The following is a 22,625-nucleotide window of genomic DNA, read 5'->3' on the forward strand; positions in this document are numbered from 1 at the left end:
CTTTAATAATTTTCGATGCTTAATTCAGCAAAGTGCTGTCCAGGGAATCCAGTTTTTGGACTTGGTTTAATTCCCGCTCTACGGCTTCCTGAGTTGGCATTGGCGGAACTTCGTCCACCCCCTCGGAATCATCATAGAAGCGAGGGAATAGTTTTAGGTAGTTGTTGAATTCTTCGGCTTTTTTGCGGGCGAATTCTTGCTCACCATTTATAAAGAGAAGATCTATAAGTGACCTGTATCGCTCCATATCAGTAATAATATTATCTGCATACTCAAATTGTCTGTCTTCATCCCATCCGCTGTAGAACAATAAATTTTCCTGATATTTCTCAATTACTTTCTCCCATAAAGCTTTGGCTTTTTCAGGTTCGCCTACTTCAAAATAACCATCGATAAAGGGCTCCAGTAATGAATAATAGCCAAAATAATCTACAGGCATATTTTCCATTGCAAGATCAAGGATTTCTTCAGCTTTTTCTTCATCGCCTTGTTGCAGTAAAGCTTCTACCAAACGGGCAAGATTGCTTCGGTACGTAATTGAATTTTTACGTGTTTCCGGGTCGTGGTAAATGTCTGGACTGCCCATATTTCCCCAATCCCATCCTTGAACGATCTCATACATTTTATCGGGATCTACACGTCCCATATCATAAGGGGTTCTTGGATTGATAGGGGTTTGAATAGGAACCAGCTTATAGGCAACCCCATCCAGTTGCAAATGATCTTTCATCCATAGATAATCATCGTCCCCAAAACTGCCTCCGGTGAAATATATAGGGCGTTTCCAATCGTTATTTGCTATGATATCCAGCATCAAAAGACGGTTTTTATAGATCACATTCCCTTCAAGTTCAATAAATATATTATCTACAATTTCATCGGCATTTTCCGGTTTTACAATCCCGTATTTCAGGGCGTTTTCCTTATTTACCGGTATTCTTATAGACTTGGTGGGGAAAGTATTTACTGTTTGCCCACTTTGCAATTGTCCCTGGGTTCCGGGATTATCACTTGCAATCCAGTTCATCCAGTTCTTAATATTCATAGTATCTGTAGTGACTTCCTGGTGCATTACAAATTCATTAGTCCCTGCCCTATATTGCTTATGTTCCAGTTGAGAAGGAATGGGGTCGCTTTCCCAGGCTTTTCTTTTCATTTGGTCTATGTACCAGTCGGTTGCAAAAAGGCTGGTGTTAATAATGCGCACGTCCCTTCTGTAACCTTCAATTTGTTGGGCATACCATAGGGCAAAAGTATCATTATCACCAATGGTAAACAGAATCGCATTTTCATCTACAGAATCCAGATACATTTTGGCCATCGCCAAAGCCGAATAGCGATTGGACCTATCGTGGTCATCCCAGTTCTCAGCAGCTAATATGGTTGGTACGGCAAGGAAGGTAACCGCAATTGCAAAAGGTGCAGCAAATTTAGGTTTGATAAATTCCTTTAGCTTATTAAAGATGGCATAGACCCCAAAGCCAATCCAAATTGCAAAAACATAAAAAGATCCTACCAGTGCATAATCCCTTTCCCGGGGTTCAAAAGGGCGCTCATTAAGATAGATCTTAAGAGCTATACCTGTAAACAGGAAGAATACGGTTAATACCCAAAACATCTTTTTATCCCGTTTAAATTGAAATATGATTCCTATTAATCCCAGGATGAGTGGTAAAAAATAGTAGGTATTTCTGGCTTTATTATTTTTAACATCGCTGGGTAGATTATCCTGCGATCCCAGCCTCATTTCATCGATAAACTTAATTCCGCTGAGCCAATTTCCATTCAGGTCTGAATATTGTCCCTGAACATCGTTTTGACGTCCAACAAAATTCCACATGAAATATCGCCAGTACATATAACCCATTTGGTATTCAAGTAAATAACCTATGTTTGATCCAAAAGAAGGTTTTTCTACATCCAGATATTGGCTAAACTGGGAAATGAAGCTATGGTAATCTTCAAGATCCACACGACCCAGGGCATAATTTTTTCTAAATTCGGCTATGGCCTGAAGCAGCTGTTCCTGATCCTGATATTCCTGCTTTACAGTAAAATCAAGCGGACCAGTAAACTGCATATAGTTGGCTGCATGCTGTGTGCTCCACATTCTTGGAAGAACCGCTTTATGATCATCGTCAAGATTTTGACGTGCATTTTTATAATCGTTTACAATAATATATTTCCCGGATTCTTCATCTTTTTCATAATTGGGTTTGTCATCTTTATAAGGATTTTCAGGATCCAGACCACTGTACATCTCTGTAAATTGGGGACCGTAGAATAAATGAGATTCCCCGTATTGCTCACGATTATAATAGGCTAAAAGTTCGCGGGCATTGTCAGGGCTGTTTTCATTGATTACGGTATTGGCATTCGCGCGAATAGGCAACATGGTCCAGCTTGAAAAACCAATTAAAATAAAGAGAATACAAAGAAATAGTGTATTGAGCTGGAAATATTGCTTTTTCCGGGTATATTGAATTCCAAAATAAAATGCTGCTATAATAATCAATAGTGCGATAACCGTTCCTGAGTTGAACGGGAGTCCAATGGTATTGGTAAAAAACACTTCTGAAGCTGCAAAAAAAGTAAGGGTGTAGGGGAGTAAAAACTTAAAAATGAACATTAAAACTGCAACTACGGCGATATTGGCGATAATAAAATTTGGTATGGTTATCTTTTCATAATTTTTAAAGAAATATAAAAACCCCAATGCCGGAATGGTAAGCAAGCCCATAAAATGGACTCCAAAGGAGAGTCCAATTACAAAGGAAATAAGAATTAACCAACGATTACCGCGGGGCTCGAACATATCACGTTCCCATCTCAGCCCTAAATAAAACAGGATAGCCATAATACAGGCTGCCATCGCGTAAACTTCGGCTTCCCCGGCACTAAACCAAAAGCTATCTGTAAAAGTAAAGGCAAGAGAACCAACAAAAGCACTACCAAGTACAGCTATTTTATTGCTGGTTGAAAGGGATTCTTGCGGGCCGGAAATCTTGAAAAGCAACAAGACGATGGACCAGAACATGAACATTATAGTGAACGCGCTGGCAAAAACAGACATCAGGTTTACCATAAATGCAACCTGAGATGCATCGGAAGCGAAACTCGCAAAAAAGGCACCCATCATTTGATAAAGTGGTGCTCCCGGAGGATGTCCCACCTCAAGATTTGCCGAAGTTGCGATATATTCGCCTGCATCCCAAAAGCTGGCAGTAGGTTCAACGGTTAACCAATAGGTAGTTAGGGAAATTAGAAATACTACCCATCCCAGTATTTTATTCCACTTTCCAAAGTTAAGATCTGTCATTATTTGCAGTGATTGTGTATAAAGAGGCGAATTTAAGAATATTTACAAGAAAGATTTAATAACGGGCTTTAAAAGGAAATATTTTTTTAAAATGCGGAGATTTAGGGGGTTGAAAAATTTAGAAATAAAAAGCTTTAAAATGTTTGCGTAAAATAAACTTTGTTTTAAATTTGCATCGGCAATAAAAACGCTGGCCTATGGTGTAACTGGCAACACGTCTGTTTTTGGTACAGAAGAGTCTAGGTTCGAGCCCTAGTAGGCCAACAAAAAATGTCAAGACCGAATTGTAAAAGCAATTCGGTCTTTTTTTTGTAGTAAATTTAATGGGTTCGGTTGAGTTTGGGAGCTATGGGGAGGATCTGCTAGCATAGCCTATTTTGAAGAAAATGAAAGTTGATTCCGGGGTTGTGTTGTAATCTTTTTGTATTTCTCTGTAGCAGGCCCCAATTAAAAGTTTTGTAAATTCGTGCGATGTGCAATAATTTTCAACTTCTATAGCTTGTGAAAAACTATTTTTTTCAGAATAAAAATGTATTCAACGTTCTTTTTGAGGCAGCTTCAGAAGGTATAATTGTAGTAGATACTTCCCAGACCATCATCGCGGCCAATAATGCTGCAGAAACCATGTTTGGATATGCTGCGGGCGAACTTCCCGGAAATCCTTTAGATATATTGATCCCTAACAATTATCATAGAGCGCATAAACATCATTTCAAAAATTTTATTGACCACAGTGAGAAAAGACAAATGGGTCATGGACGTGATCTTTTCGGAATAAAGAAGGATGGAACACATTTTCCGGTTGAAGCCGGATTAAATCCCTTTGTTATCGATGGGAAAGAATATGTGATGTCCCTTATTATAGATATTACTGTACGAAGGGAAACCCAGCAGGAAATCAGGGATCTCAATAATCAACTTGAGGATAAGATTAAGATTCGCACACTGGAACTCAGTGAGAGCATTCAAAAACTTCAAAAGCTTAACCTGGATCTTGAAAAGGAGATCAAAAAGCGAAAAACCGCTGAAAAAAAGATCAAGAGTGCACTGCAAAAGGAAAAAGAGCTCAATGAGCTAAAGACTAAATTCCTTTCGTTGGTATCCCACGAGTTTAAAACCCCTTTAAGTGGGATTTTAACTTCCGCCACATTGGCTGAAAAATATGTGCTGGAAGAACAACAGGAAAAAAGGGAAAAACATCTTGGTACTATTCGTGCAAAAGTACATTACCTCAACAATATTCTTAATGATTTTCTTTCCATAGAACGCCTGGAAAGCGGAAACGGCCAATATAGATATTCTTCTTTTAGTCTCAAGAAGTTGATAAACGAAGTTGTTTATAATGCCAATGTAACACTAAAAAAAGGTCAGGAAATAGCGTATCCTCAGGATCTAAATGATGTGATGCTCTACCAGGATGAGAAAATAGTAGAACTTATTCTTTCAAACTTATTGGGGAATTCCATCAAATATTCTCCTGAAGATACCCTGATAAAATTTAATGTCGTTCTCCAAAAGAAATCGATTATTTTTGAGGTGGAGGATCAGGGAATGGGAATTCCACAGAAAGATCAAAAACATATTTTTGAACGGTATTTCCGGGCAGAAAATGCTGTTTTAAACCAAGGCACAGGAATAGGGCTGAATATTGCAAAGACACATTTGGAGAATTTAGGAGGAAATATAAAATTCGCCAGCAAGGAGAAAGTAGGAACAAAATTCACTGTAGAAATTCCAATTTTAATAGAATGAATAAAATATTGCTAATTGAAGACGATGTTACCGTTAGAGAGAATACAGCAGAATTGCTTGAACTTTCAGGATACGAGGTAATTACTGCGTCCAATGGAAAACAGGGAGTAGAAAAGGCACACGAGCAAACTCCTGATATTATTGTTTGTGATATCATGATGCCGGAAATGGACGGCTATGGGGTCTTAAAAGAGCTTTCAAAGAAATCCCAAACCGTAAATGTTCCTTTTATATTCCTTTCTGCCAAAACCGAACATAAAGACATAAGAAAAGGAATGGACCTTGGTGCCGATGATTATCTTACCAAACCTTTTGAGGAAGAAGATCTTTTAAGCGCTTTGGAAAGTCGCCTGGCAAAAGTAGCGATCCTTAATTCCCGGAACCAGAGTGAACAGCCAAAACCGGCTGATGCTTCCCTGAAAACCCTTGGGGATTTGAGAAGTTTAATGAGTACCTATGACCTTGAAACTTTTCAGGCCGGTGATACCATTTATGAAGCTGGAAAACAATCAAATTTCTTCTACCTGATCAAACGCGGTGTTATAAAAGCACATCGTGTAGATAGCAGGGGAAAGGAATTGATTACTGAACTTTATAAAGAAGACGATTTTTTTGGTAATGCAGCCTTTAATCACGGGGAATCCTACCAGGAATTTGCAACGGCTTTAGAAGATTCCCAGTTGTATATCGTTTCCAAGGAAGAATTGCATAAAATATTGGCCAGCAACGGACGTGTAACCCTTGAGTTGGTAGAGATCCTTAGCAATAATTTGAAAGGACTTAAACAACAGCTTATGGAAATGGCTTATGGTTCTGTTAGGAAAAAAACCGCCAATACCATTTTACTCTTTGCTGAAAAGATCAAAAAACATCCGCTAAAAAGCATCCGGATATCCCGGGCAGACCTTGCAGGGGTAGCTGGAATGGCACCAGAAAGTCTTATAAGGACCTTATCAGATTTTAAAAAGGAAGGTCTTATCGAGATTGAAGGAAGAAACATTAAATTATTGGACCCGCAGGGACTTAAATGCATTTCCTGATAGAAAAGAGACTGAACTATTCAAAATAAATATCTGCCTTCATCTATAAAATAAGCGTGGATAAATGTTTTCTGAAATTAACAGTGATAATTAAAATTTTAATAGCTTCAGAACTGATTTTGGTCATTTTTATGAAGGCATCAGTAACATAAATTCGCATGGTATAAGTTAACTGAAGCGAATGAATGTTTTAATACTTACTGATTTTTCCCATGTAGCTATGAACGCGGCTAAATATGGAATACATCTATTTAAGGATGTTCCATCCAATTTTTATTTGTTCAATTTTGACAAGTTCGATACGGGAGAAGATGGTAGTCTAAATTCCGCTGATACTCAAACACAGGCGGTGGAAAACCTGTATAAACATTTCAAGGAACTACAAAGTTATTCCACCAATAAAGAGCATAGGTTTAAAGCAGTTTTTTCTGAAGACAATCTTGTAAATGCCACCCGTAAATTTGTTGCTGAAAAGAGAATAGATCTCATCGTGATGGGTGCTGCCGGAAAGGATAGTATAAAAAATACCATTTTAGGGAATCATACTTATGAGATCATACGGAAGATAAAATGTAATTTGCTGGCTGTTCCGGAATCGTGTTCTTATGTACTACCGGAGAAGCTTATTCTGCCAATAGATTATTCTGCTTCCTTTGATAATGGACTGTTTAAATTCTTTGAGCATCCCGGGATCACAAATAAGGCGGCGATAACCGTTATGGAAATAGCCGATACTTCATCAGCCCAGGCGCATCACCAAAATCCCAGAGAACTTGTTTTTGACTACCTCAATATTGAAAATGTAAAATTTGTGGAAATCGATGAGAAGTATATTCATAACAAAAGACTTCTTCAGGATGTTCAGAAAAAATATGATATGATCGTAATATTGGGCAAGAATTTAAATATTTGTGACCGGTTTCTCGATGTAAAGTGTGGTGTATGTGCAGATGTATCTAATAAACTTCCAATCCTGGTGCTTCACGGATAAGGATTATTTCCTGGCCTGAAAAATTTTAAGGTGCAGGTGAGATGCCATTTTTCTTGCACTAAATTTTGCCCTTTCTGCACGTTCTCCTTCAAAATATTCATCAATAGTCTCTAGCCATAGATTAAGCCAGGCCCCAAAATGTTTTTCGTTTATTTGATTTTGATTTTCGGCATCTACCGCGATATGTGCTTTCTGTGGATTACCCGCATATTTAGAAACAAAAAAAAGATTGCTTTCCCAAAAATCGGTAATTTTTTCAAGATGTTCATCCCAATTCTCAATACTGTTGGTGAAAAAATGACCTATTTCTTCATCAATCCGGACTTTATCGTAAAACCGGGATACCAAAAGGTAAACATCTTCCCGGTTTTTGAGATCATTTTTCATAAACTGTGTTCTTTAATTTGCATTCTTAATTGAGATAAATTTTATGTGATTTGGAAAATTTTTTGAAAGAAATCCGGTTTCATAAAAGCCTATATTAAATTGATTATGATAAGCAGAATACTAACCCCCAGGCTTAGGATTAGGGCATTAAAAACAAATTTAGGTTTCATTTGAGCCAGGACTGCAGCATTAAATCCCATACAAACCACTACCACAAGGAAAAGTTCAAACATATTGATAAATGCGTGTCCTTTCATCAATATGAGCATTGCGGCAATAGATCCTATGCAACTGGAGGCTATAATCCCCAAAGTAGCATGAGCCAGGTACATTTCGTCAAAATCGGCAAATAGTTTTTGATAGAGTTTCATGATAATTTTACTTTTAATTACTACCGCAAAATTATCGACTGAAACCTTCAGGAAATATGATGATTATCAGATTTGGGACAAATTAAGATAAATCTATCCGATTAAAAAAATCCTAGATTGATCAAGGTCAGGAGTGTGTTTTAATTATTTTAATGATTTCATCTTTTTGTATAACCCCGGATTGTCGCCATAGCTGTTCTCCATTTTTAAACAAAATGAGGGTGGGAACACCTTTTACCTGATATTTGGTAGCAAGGGCTTCATTCTTGTCTACATCAATTTTAATTATTTTAACAGCGTCTCCCAAACTGGTTTTTGCCTCTTTTAATATAGGTGCCATCACCTTACAGGGGCCACACCAATCTGCATGGAAATCTACCAATACCGGAGTGCTGTCTTTTATAATTTCACTAAAACTACTTTTCATGATTATATATTTTTTATTCCACCGGTGGATTTAATCGTCCGATGCTAACCCCCGATGTTGCTTAAAATTACGAAAAAACCTGCTAACATAACCTACGTTCCTAATAAAATCAAAACAATCAGAATACCTGAATTTTGGAGAAAATATTAAATGAAATGGTTGATCCTCTCAAACGAATCCATTTCAAGTTGTTCCCTATGATCCGGATGTGCGATAGAAATAAGGGCTTTTGCACGTTGTTTTAAGTTTTTACCATATAGATTTACGATTCCATATTCTGTTGCGACATAGTGTACATGAGCACGTGTAGTGGTAACTCCTGCACCTTCTTTGAGATAAGGAACTATCTTAGAGAAACCTTTGCTGGTAACCGAAGGCATTGCGATAATGGCTTTTCCACCTTCAGATAAGGATGCACCCCGTATAAAATCCATTTGTCCGCCAACGCCGGAATATTGATATTTTCCTATGGTATCCGCACAAACCTGTCCGGTAATATCGATCTCTATTGCGCTGTTGATTGCAGTAACCTTTGGATTTTGCCGGATAATAGCAGTATCATTGGTATAAGCAGCTTCTTTAAAATGAACTATGGGATTGTCATTTACAAAATCATATAATTTTTGAGACCCCATGGCAAAGCAGGTAACCAATTTTCCGGTTTTTATGACCTTTTCCTCACCCGTTATCACTCCTTTCTCAATCAACGGGAGAATTCCATCAGAGAACATTTCGGTATGAATACCTAAGCGTTTGTGATGAATTAAATTGGCAAGGACTACATTCGGGATTCCGCCAATCCCCATTTGTAAAGTGGCTCCATCTTCTATCAGTCCGGCTACGTGCCTTCCTATTTGAAGTTCAATTTCAGTGGGGTTAGAGACAGAAGTTTGGTGTATAGGCTCATCTACTTCAATAGCAGCATCAATACGGTCTATATGGATTATCCCGTCCCCGTGGGTTCTTGGAACCTGTGGATTTATTTGTGCAATCACTTTTTTTGCGGTTTGTATCGCCGGCAGCGTAATATCTACAGAAACCCCTAAAGAACAATATCCATGTTTATCTGGTGGTGAAACCTGGATAAAAGCAACATCAATGGGAAGGATATTTTTTCGGAAAAGCAAATGTATCTCGCTTAAAAAAATGGGAATATAAGCTCCAAGATTAGAATTCACCGCCTTTCTAACATTTCCTCCAACAAAACAGCTGTTGGTTATAAAAGCTTCATTGTAAGGCACCTTTGTATAGGGTGCATCCCCTTCGGTATGGATCTGAAAAAGCTCTACATTTGAAAGTTCATTATAGCGCTGGCATAATGTATTAATTAAAACATGGGGGGTCATTGCTGCCCCCTGTAAAAATACCCGTTCACCGGATTTTATTTGTGATACAGCTTCCTGTGCCGAAACAATATTTAAAGAACTCTTCATAAGGACTATTTTTCTACGTTCAAATTAAAATTGATATCTATAACCTCTTTTACCACTATTAAACCAAACAACTTCTTTGGTGGTTTTAAATTAAAATCGTTGATATTAAGGGAAAGGTTTCCTCTATACCGGGATATTTTACCGTCTACGATCTTCACGGGTAATTTATAGGTTTTGGTCTTGCCGGCCATAGTGATAATAAGATCTGCAATGGCATCTGTAGGAGTATTGATACACAGTTTTTTTAATTCCAGGGAAATTTCCGGATATTCTTCTGTTTTGATCAAGGCGTGAAAATCTTTATTTATGCCTTTACTGCCACAATCAAAGCCCGTATTATCCAGGATAAGGATCGCATTTTTGAAATGCAATTCTTCCTGTTTGCCTGAGACCTCTATCTTCCTGGTCGAGGGGATCATTTCCGAATCAAAGGCGCAAAGGAATTTGCTTATATTGGTATCCCCGGTAATGGTGAGTTTGCTCTCAGGCAGAATTTTTACCGTCCTGCTATTTGTTCCATTTTGAGCAAAACACAAAGCGGTGAAGAATATTAGAAACGGAATAAGTTTTAAAGTTTTCATAGCGATTGTCATTGTTATTATACAGTGTCCGTATACCAGGTGCGTATAACATGAGGATATGGAACTTTGGTTGTTTTATGTACAGAAAATTAGAATTGATTAAGTGTACTTATACATTGCATAATCTTTTCCAAACAGTTAGTCAAAATCACATTTAAAAAGTATTGTCAAATCTTTTAATACTAAAATGGGAGAACAGTATGTCCTCCCATTTTAGTATTAAATTCCTGAAGAGGATTAGAAGCTTATCGCTGCCTCTACCATAAGGCCATTAAATTGTCCTTCGTGGAATCTGGAATCACTTCTAAAACCGTCATATTGTTGGTTGACATACTCTATTTTAGTAAGGATGTTCTTTGTTAAAAACCAACCTGCAGAAATCTGAACCCTGTTGATGTCAATTTCTACTCCACTTACGTCATCACCATCGACTGTGTTGTAACGTCCGGCTACGTAGAAATCTTCGTTTTGTCCAAATCTGTAGATCAATTCTCCGGCCATTTGAGTGAATTCACGGTCTGTTGATTGAGTAGAACGTTTTCCGCTTGCTATTTCAAAAGTACCAAAGAATTCAAGGCCTCCATATTTTAGGAAAGGGTTTACCATAAAGGCAGTTACTTCGTTCCCAAAACCAGGGTTGTAGCGTCCAGAGCTAAAATTACCTACTGGAGATGCACCTTCCTGTTCCATTACCAGGTAGTATCTTGATCCTGCACGGTCTGCACCGTAAAGGAAGGAGTTAGGAACCTGGTTTGTATGATATACAGACCCTGTTAATCTATATCGAAGAGCGTCTGAATTTACAAATTCAAAGTTGTCATACCCTACTTTTCCTAACCAGGATACACCACTTGAAGAAGGGTTGGCAACACTTTGATTTAATTTACCGTTAGTAGCTCCAACCATTCCTATAAATCCATTGCTTCGGTAGTAAACTTCAGCTCCTACCTCTGTAGTGAATGCGTCCATAATAAGGTTACCTACGAATGGGTTTTGGATAGCCTGTGCATTATCTGTTCTTCTAAAGTGTGCATCACCGTAGTTTTGCTCCATATGTCCTATTTTTACAGTAACCTTATCCATAAGATCTCCCATAAACCCAGGAGCGATAAAATCAAGAGCATCGATCTGGATGTAACCATCTTTTACATAAGGCTCTGGGTGGTGACGAGAAGAAAGATAGGTTCTAAGATGCATTCTTAATCCAGGAGCCAATGCAACGTCTAAATCAAGGTTGGCAGTAGGTAGGTTAAAGTTGCTTCCTATTTCTATAAGTCCTATAGGATTACCGTCAGAATTTGTAAATTGTCCTGAAGATTCGTGATCAAGAGCCTGAAACTGGATGGTAGAAGCTCCTCCTACTCTTACTCGTACTCCGTCAAAAGTACTAATGCTGTCTTTTGGGGCTTCGAACATATTAATTCCGCGTTTATCAAGGGGCCTGAAGTTGTCCAGGTCACGTTGTTGAGCTTGTACTTGCAGTGCAAAAACTGCGAGGAAAAGTAAACCGAAGTATTTAATTGAGTTTTTCATTTTATTTATTCTTTATTGGTTAAAATTTTTTGTTGTTGTTTAAATTATTTAGTGAATACTGTTTGAAATTTTATTATAACCTCATCACCAGTGGTAATTGTCCCAAACATTGCTTTTGGGGGGTCAATCTTGAAATTGGTCATTTTAATACTTTTATTCCCGGATAACACGATTTTATCTCCGTTTACTTTAGCTTCAAAAATGATCTCTAAAGGTTTTGTGGTTCCCGCTATAGTAAGGTTTCCGGTAGCAGTGACTTTGCAATTTCCGGCGGAGGTACAATCTATATTTTCTACTTTAGTAAGCTTATACGTGATTGTTTTGTGCTTATCGGTGTTTAACGCCTTGTAGGTGTTTTTGTCCATTCCGCCTTTACCGCTTTCAAGACTTTCAGCCTTCACAATAAAGTCCAGTTGAGTTATTTTTACCAATTGACCATCCTTTAATTCTGCAATTAATTTTCCTTGCTGATCTTTTGCTTCGATCTCCCAATCGTGAATATTGGAGGTCCCTTCTATTATTAAATTTGAAGCTGTGTTATTTACATTGAAGGTTTGCGCCACAGAAATTTGTGTAGTCACCACCATCATCAATATACTTCCAAGTAAGAGTTTTAAATTTTTTAGAGTGTTCATGATTTTTGTTTTTTAATTTGATACAAAGTTGCATAAGGAATGGAGGGTAATTTATGACAGGCATCAGGTTTTTGAATATTTGGAACAAATGCTTAGAGATTCCTGTTTCTATACAGGTTTTAGGAACTTTAGCGCTTGATAATTTTAAAAACCATTCAATTTGTACTTAGTAGGTTTCTGTTCAATCAAACTACATAGCTGCAAAACAGCTAAATCTAAGTGAAGTTAATAGTGTGGTAATTAGAAGTATAAACTAGGGGTGTGAAACGAAAATTTAGGTAATTCCGATTTTAAATTTTGTTCTTGAGGATATGATAAAAAAATAACAAATTATTTTCTTTCATAATAGACTGGGTTTCTAAATATTTTGTTAAATTAGAATTCTAATAAACTCTATTAACTCATTTTTAGCCCTAACTGATTATGTTTGAAACAACTTTAGATACCATCCCCAAATCATCTCTTTATAAGATGGACAATGTTTTATATGAAATTCACGATAACAAAGGGATTTCTGTGAATAATGAGCACGACCCCTGGAAGCAGGAAGCGCTGGTCAATTTGATTTCCACAAAGTTTATATTTGAAACAGAAGGGAACTATTTTCTTACCGAAGAAGGACACGAAGTCATAAGATGTGATAGCCTTACTTATTATAGGAAGAAACGTGGTAGCGAAGAATTTGCTGAAAAAATACCTGAGAGAAAAAGTTTTTTATCAAAGTTATTTATGGACTTTGGAATCTTTTGCTGCTGGTAAAATAATGATTCGATCAAACCAGGTATCTTTTTGATCTCTTGAGAACAGCCAGATGTTAAATCAAAAATATTATGCTGCGATTACGATGTTGTGCTGTGATAATAATTCTTGGTAAAAGGACAGGCTTTTCTCGTCGCATTTAATACAGGATCTAAGGAAACCACATAAATCAAGGCACTCAAAGGTAATTCCGGTATATTCTTTATTAGAAGTAGGGAGTTGTAAGTCGATGGTTTGCGCAGAATAGTCCATGCTGATCTTCTTGGCATTAAAATAAATTTCGACAACGCTCTTGTGAAAATTTTCAAATCCAGATTTATCTTCTTCCAGATTGCTAAGGCTATATGAAATTAAATTTTTCACTTCATCAATAATACTTTCGGTAGTTTCGGGGGTAAAGTTATTCATGATACTCAGCTTTTCAGTTTAATTAAATAATCCATTATTCTCTAAGGGTGGCTAAATTAAACATCCTGATGTTAATAAAATCCAAAGGGTCAAAGGATTAATAATTAATTAACGCATTTGCAGAAAAATGAGATGAATTTAAGAAGACACGTAATTAACCGTTAAAGGTGCGTTAATCTGCCTGTGCCGGCCGTCCAAAGATGCGGAATTTATAAAAACAGTATTTTTCGTACGTACAATTCCATAGTCATTATGAACGTGGCCAAAGATATGATTAGGGATTTTCAAATCTTCAATTCTTTTTAATAGTTTTTCGCAACCTATGTGATGCTTATTGTCAAGCTCATCAAGGAATCCATAGGGCGGGCTGTGCGTTATTAGGAAATCTGTATTTTCCGGGATTAGGTTCCAGTGCATTAATAGTTCGGATCCTCTTTTTTTGTTGAAGGCCCAGCTTCCATCACCTGGTGTTACCGGAGATCCCCAAAAATTCACATTGTTAATGCGCACACCATGATTTATTAAAAAGTGTATATTTTGCGGAACGATAGCTTGAAGATTTTGTTGATTTTTTTCCAGAAAAAAATCATGATTTCCGGCTATCAATATCTTATGCGGATGTGGTAGTGCAGCAAACCATTTTAGGAAATCCAAAGTTTCTTTTTTGGTACCAGATTCGGTAATATCCCCGGCGTGAACAATTACATCTCCTGGAGGAATTATGAGTTCCTCGTGTTTATTGTGAGTATCGGCTATGCAAATTATTTTCATTTATGAGAGGCTTTAAAAAACGGGGTCAAATTTAACCTACAAATTTAACAAAAAAGAAATCCGATGAAGGTTATTCATCGGATTTCCGGATTGCAGCTATTGTTTTTTCAAACAATATTCAACATCTCCTACTGCAATTTATTTTATAGAGGTATCTTTAGATTCCATCTCTTGAATAAAATCCATATCGGAAACGTGATCTTTATCTGATGGTAAAAGCTTATCTGTGATTTTGGTGACTAAAAATGCAATTATTATCGCAGTAAAAGCAAAAAACAAGAACTTAACCAGCAGGCTATCTGTAATAAGCAAACTGTAAAAGGCAAGAAATAATTCAATTGCCAAAATTCCTATTTTAATAATCAACTTAAATATCATTGTTTAGTAGGCTAAATTCGTTGCAAAGATACGCGCTTAAATTATGAATTTTATATACTTGTAATCTTTTTGACTTAATTTTAACGAACCCATTTCCAGCTACTTATGGGATTACGTTAAAAAGTCATAAATTCTACTATCTCTTGTCTCTATATTTGTAAATTCCCGGCCTTAATCATTGAAATTGAAAAAAACTTATAAGATTTTATTGGGAATTGGGATTGGGGTATTGGTTATTTCAGGAATAGTCATATTTCTAAATTACTATTTACAATCAGAGATTAAATCTGCCATCGAGAATCAACTTTCCGAATCCCAGATTGGATATGAAGCGGTAAACGTGAGTATTTTAGACCGAAGTTCTTCGATCTCAAAACCAAAACTTCAGCTTGATAATATTTTTATGGAAGCCGATGAGCTTGAAGTAAAAAACCTGAGTTATACAGATTATTTCTTAAGCGGTAAAATTGTTATTGGCGCAGTAGTGATAAACGATCCTAATGTGGCCATTTATAAAAAAGACACTTTGCCGGAAACTAAGGAGAAGAAAGCTAAACCAAACCTAAGCAAGGATGTAGTAATCAAGAATATTCATATAAAAGGCGGGAACCTTAGGGTTTTTGAAAATGATTCTGTTCAAAATAAAATCTACATGTCTTTAAATGAATTTGATCTGTATGAAGTTCAAATTAGTGATAGAACTCTCAAAGCTTTTCTGCCTTTTGAATATGAGCGCATGGAAATTTCCAGCGATTCGATTTTTTATGCGATGAACGAGAATCATCATCTGGCTATTAAAAACCTGGAAATAAAAGATGAGGATATCATTTTAAAAGATCTCCAAATTATTCCGAATTTCAGTAAAGCTGAATTCGACAGAAGGATTTCCGTAGAAAAGGACAGGTTCGAACTGCATATTGAGACGGTTGAAATTTCCGCTTTAAATTGGGATTTCGAACAAGACAGTATTCGGCTTGAAAGTCCGTTTATGCAGATAAATCAGGCTGATCTAAAAGTTTACCGAAACAAATTATTGCCAGATGACACCAGTATAAAGCCACTTTACAGTCGCATGATCCGGGAAATGGGTGTGAAAATAAAATTTGATTCTATCAAGTTGAAGAATTCCAGAATAGTTTATGAAGAGAAAACGGATGCTTTGCGCCCGCCGGGAGAATTAAATTTTAGTGAAGTACATGTAGGCCTAAACAATATTACCAATATTGGAATGAATTCGCCTGATTTTCCTGAAACAAAAATCAAAATTTCTGCACTGTTAATGGGGAAATCCCCGCTAAGTATTAACTGGAAATTTGATGTGCGCGATTTGCAGGATGATTTCACAATATCTGGAGAAATGGAGGGGATTTCTGCCGATGAAATGAATTCTTTTTTAAGACCAACTATGAATATTGAAGTGGAGGGAAGAATTCAATCTCTTTTTTATAATTTCCGGGGGGACAATAACCAGGCCTCCGGAGATATGCAGATGCAATACAGGGATTTCAAGGTTGAAATCCTAAAAAAAGATGGATCTAAAAAAAATAACTTTCTATCGGATCTTGCAAATATTATCATTCGCAATAACGACAATAAGGAAAAATTGGAGCGAAAGGATATCCAGGCAGAAAGGGATAAGACCAAATCTTTCTGGAATTACATGTGGTTGTTTATCCGTAATGGAGCACTTAAGAGTTTTCTTTAAATTTTAAAAGTTATTACGGGTCGGTTAGAATGGTTTACCAAATCTTCACTTATGCTGCCGTTAAAGAAATGAGCAAGGCCTTTCCGGCCGTGTGTGCCAATTCCAATTAATCCGGCATCTATGCTTTTAGCAAAATTCATGATTCCTTTTTCTACAGTAATGTCGTTATAGATATTCAAGCTGTGATTTTCAAGTTCCGTTCCTTCGGTAAAATCCAGAAGGGCTTTTTCTGCATCTACAGTGGTCATAAAATTATTCGCGGTATTGATATAAACAATGTGTAGCTTAGCTTCGATCTTATCAGCAAAGCGTTTTGCTTTTTCAAGGGTGTGTTTGTTTTTTAGATTACAATCTGTAGAAAAAACAAAGTTTTGAACATCAAAATTTGGATAATCTTTCTTGATTACCAACACTGGGATATTGGAATTTCGTACTACCTTTTCTGTATTTGAACCTATAAACACTTCTTGAAAACCACTAGTTCCGTGAGATCCTATGATTATAATATCGCAATTGTGAGCCTGACTTATTTCCATAATCCCTTCAAAAGCCTGATGGAACTCTACTGTTTCATGAACTTTGATGTTTTGTAAATATGGCTTTTTTATCAATTCGGCAAATCGTTTTTTTGCAAGTTTCATGAAAAACAAGGCTTCCGGAAGATTGTCATTACCTCCAACCACAGCGCTTCCGCTTGTTGGTTGAACAAGCTGCATAGGGAGTTCAAGCATATGGAGCAAAAAAATCTCCCCGTGAAAACGTTTTGCGAATTGAGCGGCAACTTTTAGAGCGTTTTCGGCCTGTGGGGAAAAATCGGTAGGAACAAGAATTCTTTTCATAGTTAGATAAGTTATTGTTTTTTTAATGGTCTCCCGACAGCTATCGGGAGCAATTCGCATATTTTAATCTATGTTTGTATCGAATATGCGCTAAGCTCATTTCATAGGTGAATTTTTAGGGTATATATTAAGCGAGAAATATCCCGGATATATTATCGATCTAGCAATGCTAGGTTTATTTATGCACGAAAGTGTTTGGGTTATTCCACTTATAGCTATAATTGCTTTAAAATGATTGATTTATTAAAACTACAAAGAATATTTCATTTAATCTGTGGTTTTATTTTTTCGAAAAAAATGTTATCTTTGCAGCGTTGAAACAAAAATGTACAGCGAGGGGACGAAAAGTCCCCTCTTTTTATAAAAATTATGTTGCAGGAGCGAGTAAAAAATTTGCTGGAGGAGGCCTTTGATGAGAATAATTCCTTATTTTTAATATCCTTGAAAATCAGTGATAAAAATCACATTCTTATAGTGTTAGATGGGGATTCGGGAGTTTCGGTGAACGATTGTATTTCGGTAAGTCGAAAAATTGAACACAATCTCGACCGCGAAGAAGAGGATTTTTCGTTGGAAGTTGCCTCGGCCGGAGTTTCAGAACCATTGAAATTACCAAGGCAATACAAGAAAAATATCGGAAGAAGGCTTGAAGTCCAAACAAATTCCAATAAATTTGAAGGCGAATTGGTCGCAGTAGATGAAGAGGGAATTAAACTTACCTGGACGGCAAGAGAACCCAAGCCGGTAGGGAAAGGTAAGGTGACAGTAGAAAAAGAGGCAACATTGGCGTTTCAGGAGATCGTGAAAGCTAAGGTCGTTATAACATTTTAATAATTAAACTGATATGGAAAATATCGCATTAATAGATTCTTTTTCAGAATTTAAGGACGATAAATTAATAGACAGAGTTACCTTAATGGCGATTCTGGAAGATGTGTTCAGGAGTGCTTTGAAGAGGAAGTATGGGGAGGATGACAACTTTGATATCATTGTAAACCCTGATAAAGGGGATCTAGAGATTTGGAGAAACCGGGTGGTAGTAGCAGATGGTGAAGTGGAAGATCCTAACCAGGAGATTTCATTATCTGAAGCCAGAAAAATAGAGCCGGATTTTGAGGTAGGAGAAGATGTTTCTGAAGAAGTTAAATTAATAGATCTTGGACGTCGTTCAATTTTGGCCTTGCGTCAAAATTTAATTGCCAAGATTCACGAACACGATAATACTAACATTTACAAGCACTTTAAAGATCTTGAAGGAGAGATTTATACTGCCGAGGTTCATCATATTCGTCACCGCGCAATTATTTTACTGGATGATGAAGGCAATGAAATAATTTTGCCAAAAGACCGACAAATCCCTTCAGATTTCTTCAGAAAAGGAGAAAATGTAAGAGGGATTATTGAGAGTGTTGAGTTAAAAGGAAGCAAGCCGCAAATCATTATGTCGCGAACTGCTCCCGTTTTCCTTGAAAAGTTATTTGAACAGGAAATCCCTGAGGTATTCGACGGGCTTATCACGGTTAAAAAAGTGGTTCGAATTCCTGGAGAAAAAGCAAAAGTGGCGGTAGATTCCTATGATGATAGAATAGATCCTGTTGGAGCCTGTGTTGGAATGAAAGGATCACGTATTCACAGTATTGTTCGTGAATTGGGTAACGAGAATATCGATGTTATTAATTATACGAGCAATGATCAACTCTTTATTACCAGAGCTTTAAGTCCGGCAAAAATAACCTCCATTAAAATGGATGAAGTGAATAAACGGGCAGAAGTGATGTTAAAACCAGAAGAGGTTTCCAAGGCTATTGGCCGTGGTGGACACAATATTAGGCTGGCCAGCCAGCTTACCGGTTATGAGATAGATGTGTTTAGAGATGGAGGAGAGGAAGATGTTGAATTGAGAGAATTTTCCGATGTAATAGAAGACTGGGTAATCGCCGAGTTTGCAAAAATCGGGTTGGATACTGCGAAAAGTATTTTGGAACAGGATGTAGATGATCTGGTTCGCAGAACCGATCTTGAGGAGGAAACCATCCGGGAAGTGATCAATGTATTAAAAGAAGAATTTGAAGAACAATAAATCGTTCTTTTTAAATAATAGGCATACAATAATAATAAGAGGTTAATTTAGAGGCAATTTATGGCTGAAGCAAAAACAATGCGATTAAACAAGGTACTACGTGAATTCAATATTTCGCTAGATCGTGCTGTGGAATTTTTAAATTCCAAAGGTCACGAAATAGAAGCGCGTCCTACCACAAAAATTTCTGAAGAGGTTTACCAGGTACTTTTCAATCAGTTTCAAACAGATAAAAGTAAGAAGGTGGCATCCAAGGAAGTTGGGGAGGAGAAGCGCAAGGAAAAGGAGGAACTTCGTTTAGCTCGTGAAAAGGAACTGGAGGAGAAGCGGAAGGAAGAGCAGAAGCATCAAGACATCATTAGTGCCAGAACCAAGCTTGAAGGCCCAAAACAGGTAGGTAAAATCGACCTGGATAAAAAGTCTGAAAAAGCACAGGAAAAACCTAAAGAAGCCGAAATTAAAAAAGAGGAGCCTGCAAAAGCTGTTTCAGAACCAGCTCCAGAGGAAAAGGAAAAAGAAGCCGAAGAGCCGAAGGCTGTTGAAGCTAAAAAGCCTGAAGAAAAGGTTGTTTCAAAAGAAACTCCAGCTAAAGGAAAAGAAGTTCCAACTGAAGAAAGTCCTGCTGAAGAAGTTGTGGCCAAAAAAGAGGATATTCAGCCTAAGAAGGAGGAACATAAAATAGGTGCTAAAAAAGAAGATACAGCAGAAAAACCTGCTGAAGAAACTTCTGAAAAGGATCCGGAATCGGAAACTTTAAAAACGAATTATACCAAGCTTAACGGCCCCAACTTTACCGGGGAGAAAATCGATCTATCCCAGTTTAAAAAACCGGTGAAGAAGAAAGATGAAAAGAAAGCTGCGGATGACAAGAATAAAGCAAAAAAACGTCGTCGTAGAATAACCAAAGATGTTAAAGGCACTCCAGCTCCAGGAGCAGCAGGAGCTGCAGCTGCAAGAGGGCCTCATAAGCCCGGATCGGGAGGTAAAAGACCAGCCAGGCCGGCCATTGCAAGAGAAGAACCAAGCGAAGAAGAAGTACAAAAACAAGTACGGGAAACCCTTGAGAAATTACAGGGAAAATCTTCAAAAGGAAAAGGGGCGAAATTTAGAAGAGATAAAAGGGATACGCACCGTCAACGTTCGGCAGATGATCTTGCCCAGGCAGAAATAGAGAGTAAAATATTAAAAGTAACCGAATACGTAACTGCAAATGAGGTGGCTACAATGATGGATGTTCCGGTTACCAAAATTATTTCAGCTTGTATGTCCTTAGGGATGATGGTAACGATGAACCAGCGCCTGGATGCAGAAACGCTTTCTATTGTTGCAAATGAATTTGATTATGAAGTAGAATTTGTTTCAGCAGATATTGAAGAGGTTTCAGAAACAGATAAAGATAACCCGGAGGATTTAGAGCCACGCGCTCCAATTGTTACCGTAATGGGTCACGTAGATCACGGGAAAACATCCTTATTAGATCATATACGTGAAGAGAATGTAATAGCCGGTGAAAGCGGTGGGATTACACAGCACATTGGTGCTTACGGGGTGGAATTGGAGAATGGTGAGAAAATTGCCTTTCTGGATACTCCCGGTCACGAGGCCTTTACCGCAATGCGTGCAAGGGGTGCTCAGGTAACCGATATAGCAATTATCGTAATAGCAGCAGATGATGATGTGATGCCGCAAACGAAAGAGGCCATCTCTCACGCTCAGGCTGCAGGTGTTCCAATTATTTTTGCGATCAATAAGGTCGATCTGCCTAATTCGAATCCGGAAAAAATTAAAGAAAGACTGGCAGGGATGAACCTGCTTGTAGAGGACTGGGGAGGTAAGATCCAGTCGCACGATATTTCAGCTAAAACAGGATTGGGGGTTAAGGAATTACTTGAAAAAGTTTTACTTGAAGCCGAGATCCTTGAGCTTAAAGCGAATCCAAATAAACCTGGTAAAGGAACCGTGGTGGAAGCATTTATGGATAAAGGTAGAGGATACGTTTCCACTATTCTTGTTCAGGAAGGCTCACTTAGAATTGGGGATTATGTACTGGCTGGTAAGCACAGTGGTAAAATTAAGGCGATGCAGGATGAACGGGGGAAAGATGTAAAAGTAGCAGGACCTGCCACACCGGTTTCAATTTTAGGATTGGATGGAGCTCCACAGGCTGGAGATAAGTTTAGAGTAATGCTGGATGAGCGAGAAGCAAAAGATCTTGCAGCAAGAAGAACCCAGTTACAAAGAGAACAATCTGTAAGAACTCAGCGTCATATTACGCTTGATGAAATAGGTAGACGTATTGCTCTTGGAGATTTCAAAGAGATCAATATAATTCTTAAAGGGGATGTAGATGGATCTGTAGAAGCATTAACCGACAGTTTCCAGAAACTTTCTACCGAGGAAATTCAGGTGAACATTATACACAAAGGAGTTGGTCCAATTACGGAAAGTGATGTATTGTTAGCTTCGGCTTCCGATGCAGTGATTATTGGATTTAATGTGCGTCCTGCCGGAAATGCCAGAATGTTGGCAGATAAGGAAGAAATCGATATTAGAATGTATTCTATTATCTATGATGCCATCAATGATCTTAAAGATGCTATGGAGGGAATGTTGTCTCCTGTGATGAAAGAAGAGATTACGGGTACCGCTGAAATTAGAGAAACCTTCAAAATTTCCAAGATTGGAACTATTGCAGGATGTATGGTAACTTCAGGGAAAATCATCAGAAATAACGGAATTAGATTGATCCGGGATGGAGTTGTAGTGTATACTGGAGATCTTTCTTCGCTGAAACGCTTTAAAGATGATGTGAAAGAAGTATCGAAAGGCTATGATTGTGGTATGCAAATCAAGAATTACAACGATATAAGAGAAGGTGATGTTGTTGAAGGATATCAGGAAGTGGCTGTTAAGAAGAAAATGAAATAAACTTAAAAGGTAAATTATATTAAAAGCTGTGCAGGAATTTCTGCACAGCTTTTTATTTTTAAATATGTTTATGGGGTTTCAGCCTACCTGATTGCTAGGATGTCCGTTTAATAATTAAACGCTGTCAAAATGCTTAATAAAGGTATTTGCGGCCGAATATTCACTTAACAAGGATCTGAAATCTGGAAATTACCATTCCAGATTTAACTTTATCACCATAGAAAGGTTTTCGATTTTGCCAACCTGCTGAATCATTTGTGCAAGGTGGTTTGAATTTAAGATTTTAAT

Annotated in this window: 20 protein-coding genes and 1 tRNA gene; 9 read left to right on the top strand and 12 right to left on the bottom strand. The window is 37.5% G+C overall.

Annotated features, from left to right (window positions below; all coding sequences use genetic code 11):
- Window positions 1-19: 19 nt before the first annotated feature.
- On the bottom strand, window positions 20-3,319 hold the full coding sequence (locus GILLI_RS12960) for a glycosyltransferase family 117 protein (RefSeq protein ID WP_006989571.1): 3,300 nt from the start codon (window positions 3,317-3,319) through the stop codon (window positions 20-22).
- A 191-nt stretch (window positions 3,320-3,510) separates the two neighbouring features.
- Here GILLI_RS12960 and GILLI_RS12965 point away from each other — a divergent pair.
- From GILLI_RS12965 to GILLI_RS12980, 4 genes are all read left to right on the top strand, one after another.
- Window positions 3,511-3,583 (top strand) — tRNA-Gln (locus tag GILLI_RS12965).
- 237 nt (window positions 3,584-3,820) lie between these two features.
- Window positions 3,821-5,071: a PAS domain-containing sensor histidine kinase gene (locus tag GILLI_RS12970; RefSeq protein ID WP_006989572.1), complete on the top strand. Its 1,251-nt coding sequence runs from the start codon at window positions 3,821-3,823 to the stop codon at window positions 5,069-5,071.
- A complete protein-coding gene (locus tag GILLI_RS12975) occupies window positions 5,068-6,111 on the top strand; it encodes a response regulator (RefSeq protein WP_006989573.1) in 1,044 nt (347 codons plus the stop codon). The genes GILLI_RS12970 and GILLI_RS12975 overlap by 4 nt, the downstream gene beginning before the upstream one ends.
- A gap of 181 nt (window positions 6,112-6,292) precedes the next feature.
- The gene (locus tag GILLI_RS12980) at window positions 6,293-7,102 is read left to right on the top strand and encodes a universal stress protein (protein WP_006989574.1); all 810 of its coding nucleotides are present in this window, start codon (window positions 6,293-6,295) and stop codon (window positions 7,100-7,102) included.
- Between the two features lie 3 nt (window positions 7,103-7,105).
- On the opposite strand, the gene GILLI_RS12985 is transcribed toward GILLI_RS12980, so the two are convergent.
- The 7 genes from GILLI_RS12985 to GILLI_RS13015 all read right to left on the bottom strand — a co-directional run bounded on the left by GILLI_RS12985 (window position 7,106) and on the right by GILLI_RS13015 (window position 12,469).
- A complete protein-coding gene (locus GILLI_RS12985; RefSeq protein WP_006989575.1) occupies window positions 7,106-7,489 on the bottom strand; it encodes a group III truncated hemoglobin in 384 nt (127 codons plus the stop codon).
- Between the two features lie 89 nt (window positions 7,490-7,578).
- Window positions 7,579-7,860, bottom strand: a complete 282-nt coding sequence (locus GILLI_RS12990; protein WP_006989576.1) for a hypothetical protein — start codon at window positions 7,858-7,860, stop codon at window positions 7,579-7,581.
- A gap of 127 nt (window positions 7,861-7,987) precedes the next feature.
- The gene (gene trxA, locus GILLI_RS12995) at window positions 7,988-8,287 is read right to left on the bottom strand and encodes a thioredoxin (RefSeq protein WP_006989577.1); all 300 of its coding nucleotides are present in this window, start codon (window positions 8,285-8,287) and stop codon (window positions 7,988-7,990) included.
- Between the two features lie 146 nt (window positions 8,288-8,433).
- Window positions 8,434-9,720: an acetyl-CoA hydrolase/transferase family protein gene (locus tag GILLI_RS13000; RefSeq protein WP_006989578.1), complete on the bottom strand. Its 1,287-nt coding sequence runs from the start codon at window positions 9,718-9,720 to the stop codon at window positions 8,434-8,436.
- Between the two features lie 5 nt (window positions 9,721-9,725).
- Window positions 9,726-10,301, bottom strand: a complete 576-nt coding sequence (locus GILLI_RS13005; protein WP_006989579.1) for a YceI family protein — start codon at window positions 10,299-10,301, stop codon at window positions 9,726-9,728.
- A 237-nt stretch (window positions 10,302-10,538) separates the two neighbouring features.
- Window positions 10,539-11,834 (bottom strand): hypothetical protein, encoded by a 1,296-nt coding sequence (locus GILLI_RS13010; protein ID WP_006989580.1) that lies wholly within the window; start codon window positions 11,832-11,834, stop codon window positions 10,539-10,541.
- Window positions 11,835-11,878: 44 nt separating this feature from the next.
- Window positions 11,879-12,469, bottom strand: coding sequence for a YceI family protein (locus GILLI_RS13015; RefSeq protein WP_006989581.1), 591 nt, complete (start codon window positions 12,467-12,469; stop codon window positions 11,879-11,881).
- A 423-nt stretch (window positions 12,470-12,892) separates the two neighbouring features.
- On the opposite strand from GILLI_RS13015, the gene GILLI_RS13020 reads away from it, so the two are divergent.
- Window positions 12,893-13,228, top strand: coding sequence for a hypothetical protein (locus GILLI_RS13020; RefSeq protein ID WP_006989582.1), 336 nt, complete (start codon window positions 12,893-12,895; stop codon window positions 13,226-13,228).
- 69 nt (window positions 13,229-13,297) lie between these two features.
- On the opposite strand, the gene GILLI_RS13025 is transcribed toward GILLI_RS13020, so the two are convergent.
- The 3 genes from GILLI_RS13025 to GILLI_RS13035 form a co-directional block, all read right to left on the bottom strand.
- A complete protein-coding gene (locus tag GILLI_RS13025; protein WP_006989583.1) occupies window positions 13,298-13,636 on the bottom strand; it encodes a hypothetical protein in 339 nt (112 codons plus the stop codon).
- 138 nt (window positions 13,637-13,774) lie between these two features.
- Window positions 13,775-14,407, bottom strand: a complete 633-nt coding sequence (locus tag GILLI_RS13030) for a metallophosphatase domain-containing protein (protein WP_006989584.1) — start codon at window positions 14,405-14,407, stop codon at window positions 13,775-13,777.
- Between the two features lie 138 nt (window positions 14,408-14,545).
- Window positions 14,546-14,752, bottom strand: coding sequence for a hypothetical protein (locus GILLI_RS13035; RefSeq protein WP_217179257.1), 207 nt, complete (start codon window positions 14,750-14,752; stop codon window positions 14,546-14,548).
- 217 nt (window positions 14,753-14,969) lie between these two features.
- On the opposite strand from GILLI_RS13035, the gene GILLI_RS13040 reads away from it, so the two are divergent.
- Window positions 14,970-16,490, top strand: coding sequence for an AsmA family protein (locus tag GILLI_RS13040; RefSeq protein ID WP_156798675.1), 1,521 nt, complete (start codon window positions 14,970-14,972; stop codon window positions 16,488-16,490).
- Here the strand turns inward: GILLI_RS13040 and GILLI_RS13045 are convergent.
- Window positions 16,487-17,329: a universal stress protein gene (locus GILLI_RS13045; RefSeq protein ID WP_040506642.1), complete on the bottom strand. Its 843-nt coding sequence runs from the start codon at window positions 17,327-17,329 to the stop codon at window positions 16,487-16,489. The genes GILLI_RS13040 and GILLI_RS13045 overlap by 4 nt on opposite strands.
- Window positions 17,330-17,698: 369 nt before the next feature.
- Here GILLI_RS13045 and rimP point away from each other — a divergent pair, with 369 nt between their 5' ends.
- Genes rimP through infB form a run of 3 tightly spaced genes read left to right on the top strand, consistent with a single transcriptional unit; the run spans window position 17,699 to window position 22,337 of the window.
- Complete coding sequence (gene rimP / locus GILLI_RS13050) at window positions 17,699-18,160, top strand: ribosome assembly cofactor RimP (RefSeq protein WP_006989588.1); 462 nt, start codon at window positions 17,699-17,701, stop codon at window positions 18,158-18,160.
- A gap of 13 nt (window positions 18,161-18,173) precedes the next feature.
- Window positions 18,174-19,409 (top strand): transcription termination factor NusA, encoded by a 1,236-nt coding sequence (gene nusA, locus GILLI_RS13055; protein ID WP_006989589.1) that lies wholly within the window; start codon window positions 18,174-18,176, stop codon window positions 19,407-19,409.
- Between the two features lie 60 nt (window positions 19,410-19,469).
- Entirely contained in the window at window positions 19,470-22,337 is a 2,868-nt protein-coding gene (gene infB, locus GILLI_RS13060) for a translation initiation factor IF-2 (protein ID WP_006989590.1), read from the top strand.
- Window positions 22,338-22,625: the final 288 nt, after the last annotated feature.

The sequence above is a fragment of the Gillisia limnaea DSM 15749 genome, assembly GCF_000243235.1.
Lineage (GTDB): Bacteria > Bacteroidota > Bacteroidia > Flavobacteriales > Flavobacteriaceae > Gillisia > Gillisia limnaea.

What these genes read in the sequence shown, in the direction of transcription:
- GILLI_RS12960 (WP_006989571.1), bottom strand. Translation starts at nt 3,319, where the DNA reads ATGACAGATCTTAACTTTGGAAAGTGGAATAAAATACTGGGATGGGTA.
- GILLI_RS12975 (WP_006989573.1), top strand. Translation starts at nt 5,068, where the DNA reads ATGAATAAAATATTGCTAATTGAAGACGATGTTACCGTTAGAGAGAAT.
- GILLI_RS12980 (WP_006989574.1), top strand. Translation starts at nt 6,293, where the DNA reads ATGAATGTTTTAATACTTACTGATTTTTCCCATGTAGCTATGAACGCG.
- GILLI_RS12985 (WP_006989575.1), bottom strand. Translation starts at nt 7,489, where the DNA reads ATGAAAAATGATCTCAAAAACCGGGAAGATGTTTACCTTTTGGTATCC.
- GILLI_RS12990 (WP_006989576.1), bottom strand. Translation starts at nt 7,860, where the DNA reads ATGAAACTCTATCAAAAACTATTTGCCGATTTTGACGAAATGTACCTG.
- trxA (WP_006989577.1), bottom strand. Translation starts at nt 8,287, where the DNA reads ATGAAAAGTAGTTTTAGTGAAATTATAAAAGACAGCACTCCGGTATTG.
- GILLI_RS13000 (WP_006989578.1), bottom strand. Translation starts at nt 9,720, where the DNA reads ATGAAGAGTTCTTTAAATATTGTTTCGGCACAGGAAGCTGTATCACAA.
- GILLI_RS13005 (WP_006989579.1), bottom strand. Translation starts at nt 10,301, where the DNA reads ATGAAAACTTTAAAACTTATTCCGTTTCTAATATTCTTCACCGCTTTG.
- GILLI_RS13010 (WP_006989580.1), bottom strand. Translation starts at nt 11,834, where the DNA reads ATGAAAAACTCAATTAAATACTTCGGTTTACTTTTCCTCGCAGTTTTT.
- GILLI_RS13015 (WP_006989581.1), bottom strand. Translation starts at nt 12,469, where the DNA reads ATGAACACTCTAAAAAATTTAAAACTCTTACTTGGAAGTATATTGATG.
- GILLI_RS13020 (WP_006989582.1), top strand. Translation starts at nt 12,893, where the DNA reads ATGTTTGAAACAACTTTAGATACCATCCCCAAATCATCTCTTTATAAG.
- GILLI_RS13025 (WP_006989583.1), bottom strand. Translation starts at nt 13,636, where the DNA reads ATGAATAACTTTACCCCCGAAACTACCGAAAGTATTATTGATGAAGTG.
- GILLI_RS13030 (WP_006989584.1), bottom strand. Translation starts at nt 14,407, where the DNA reads ATGAAAATAATTTGCATAGCCGATACTCACAATAAACACGAGGAACTC.
- GILLI_RS13045 (WP_040506642.1), bottom strand. Translation starts at nt 17,329, where the DNA reads ATGAAAAGAATTCTTGTTCCTACCGATTTTTCCCCACAGGCCGAAAAC.
- rimP (WP_006989588.1), top strand. Translation starts at nt 17,699, where the DNA reads ATGTTGCAGGAGCGAGTAAAAAATTTGCTGGAGGAGGCCTTTGATGAG.
- nusA (WP_006989589.1), top strand. Translation starts at nt 18,174, where the DNA reads ATGGAAAATATCGCATTAATAGATTCTTTTTCAGAATTTAAGGACGAT.
- infB (WP_006989590.1), top strand. Translation starts at nt 19,470, where the DNA reads ATGGCTGAAGCAAAAACAATGCGATTAAACAAGGTACTACGTGAATTC.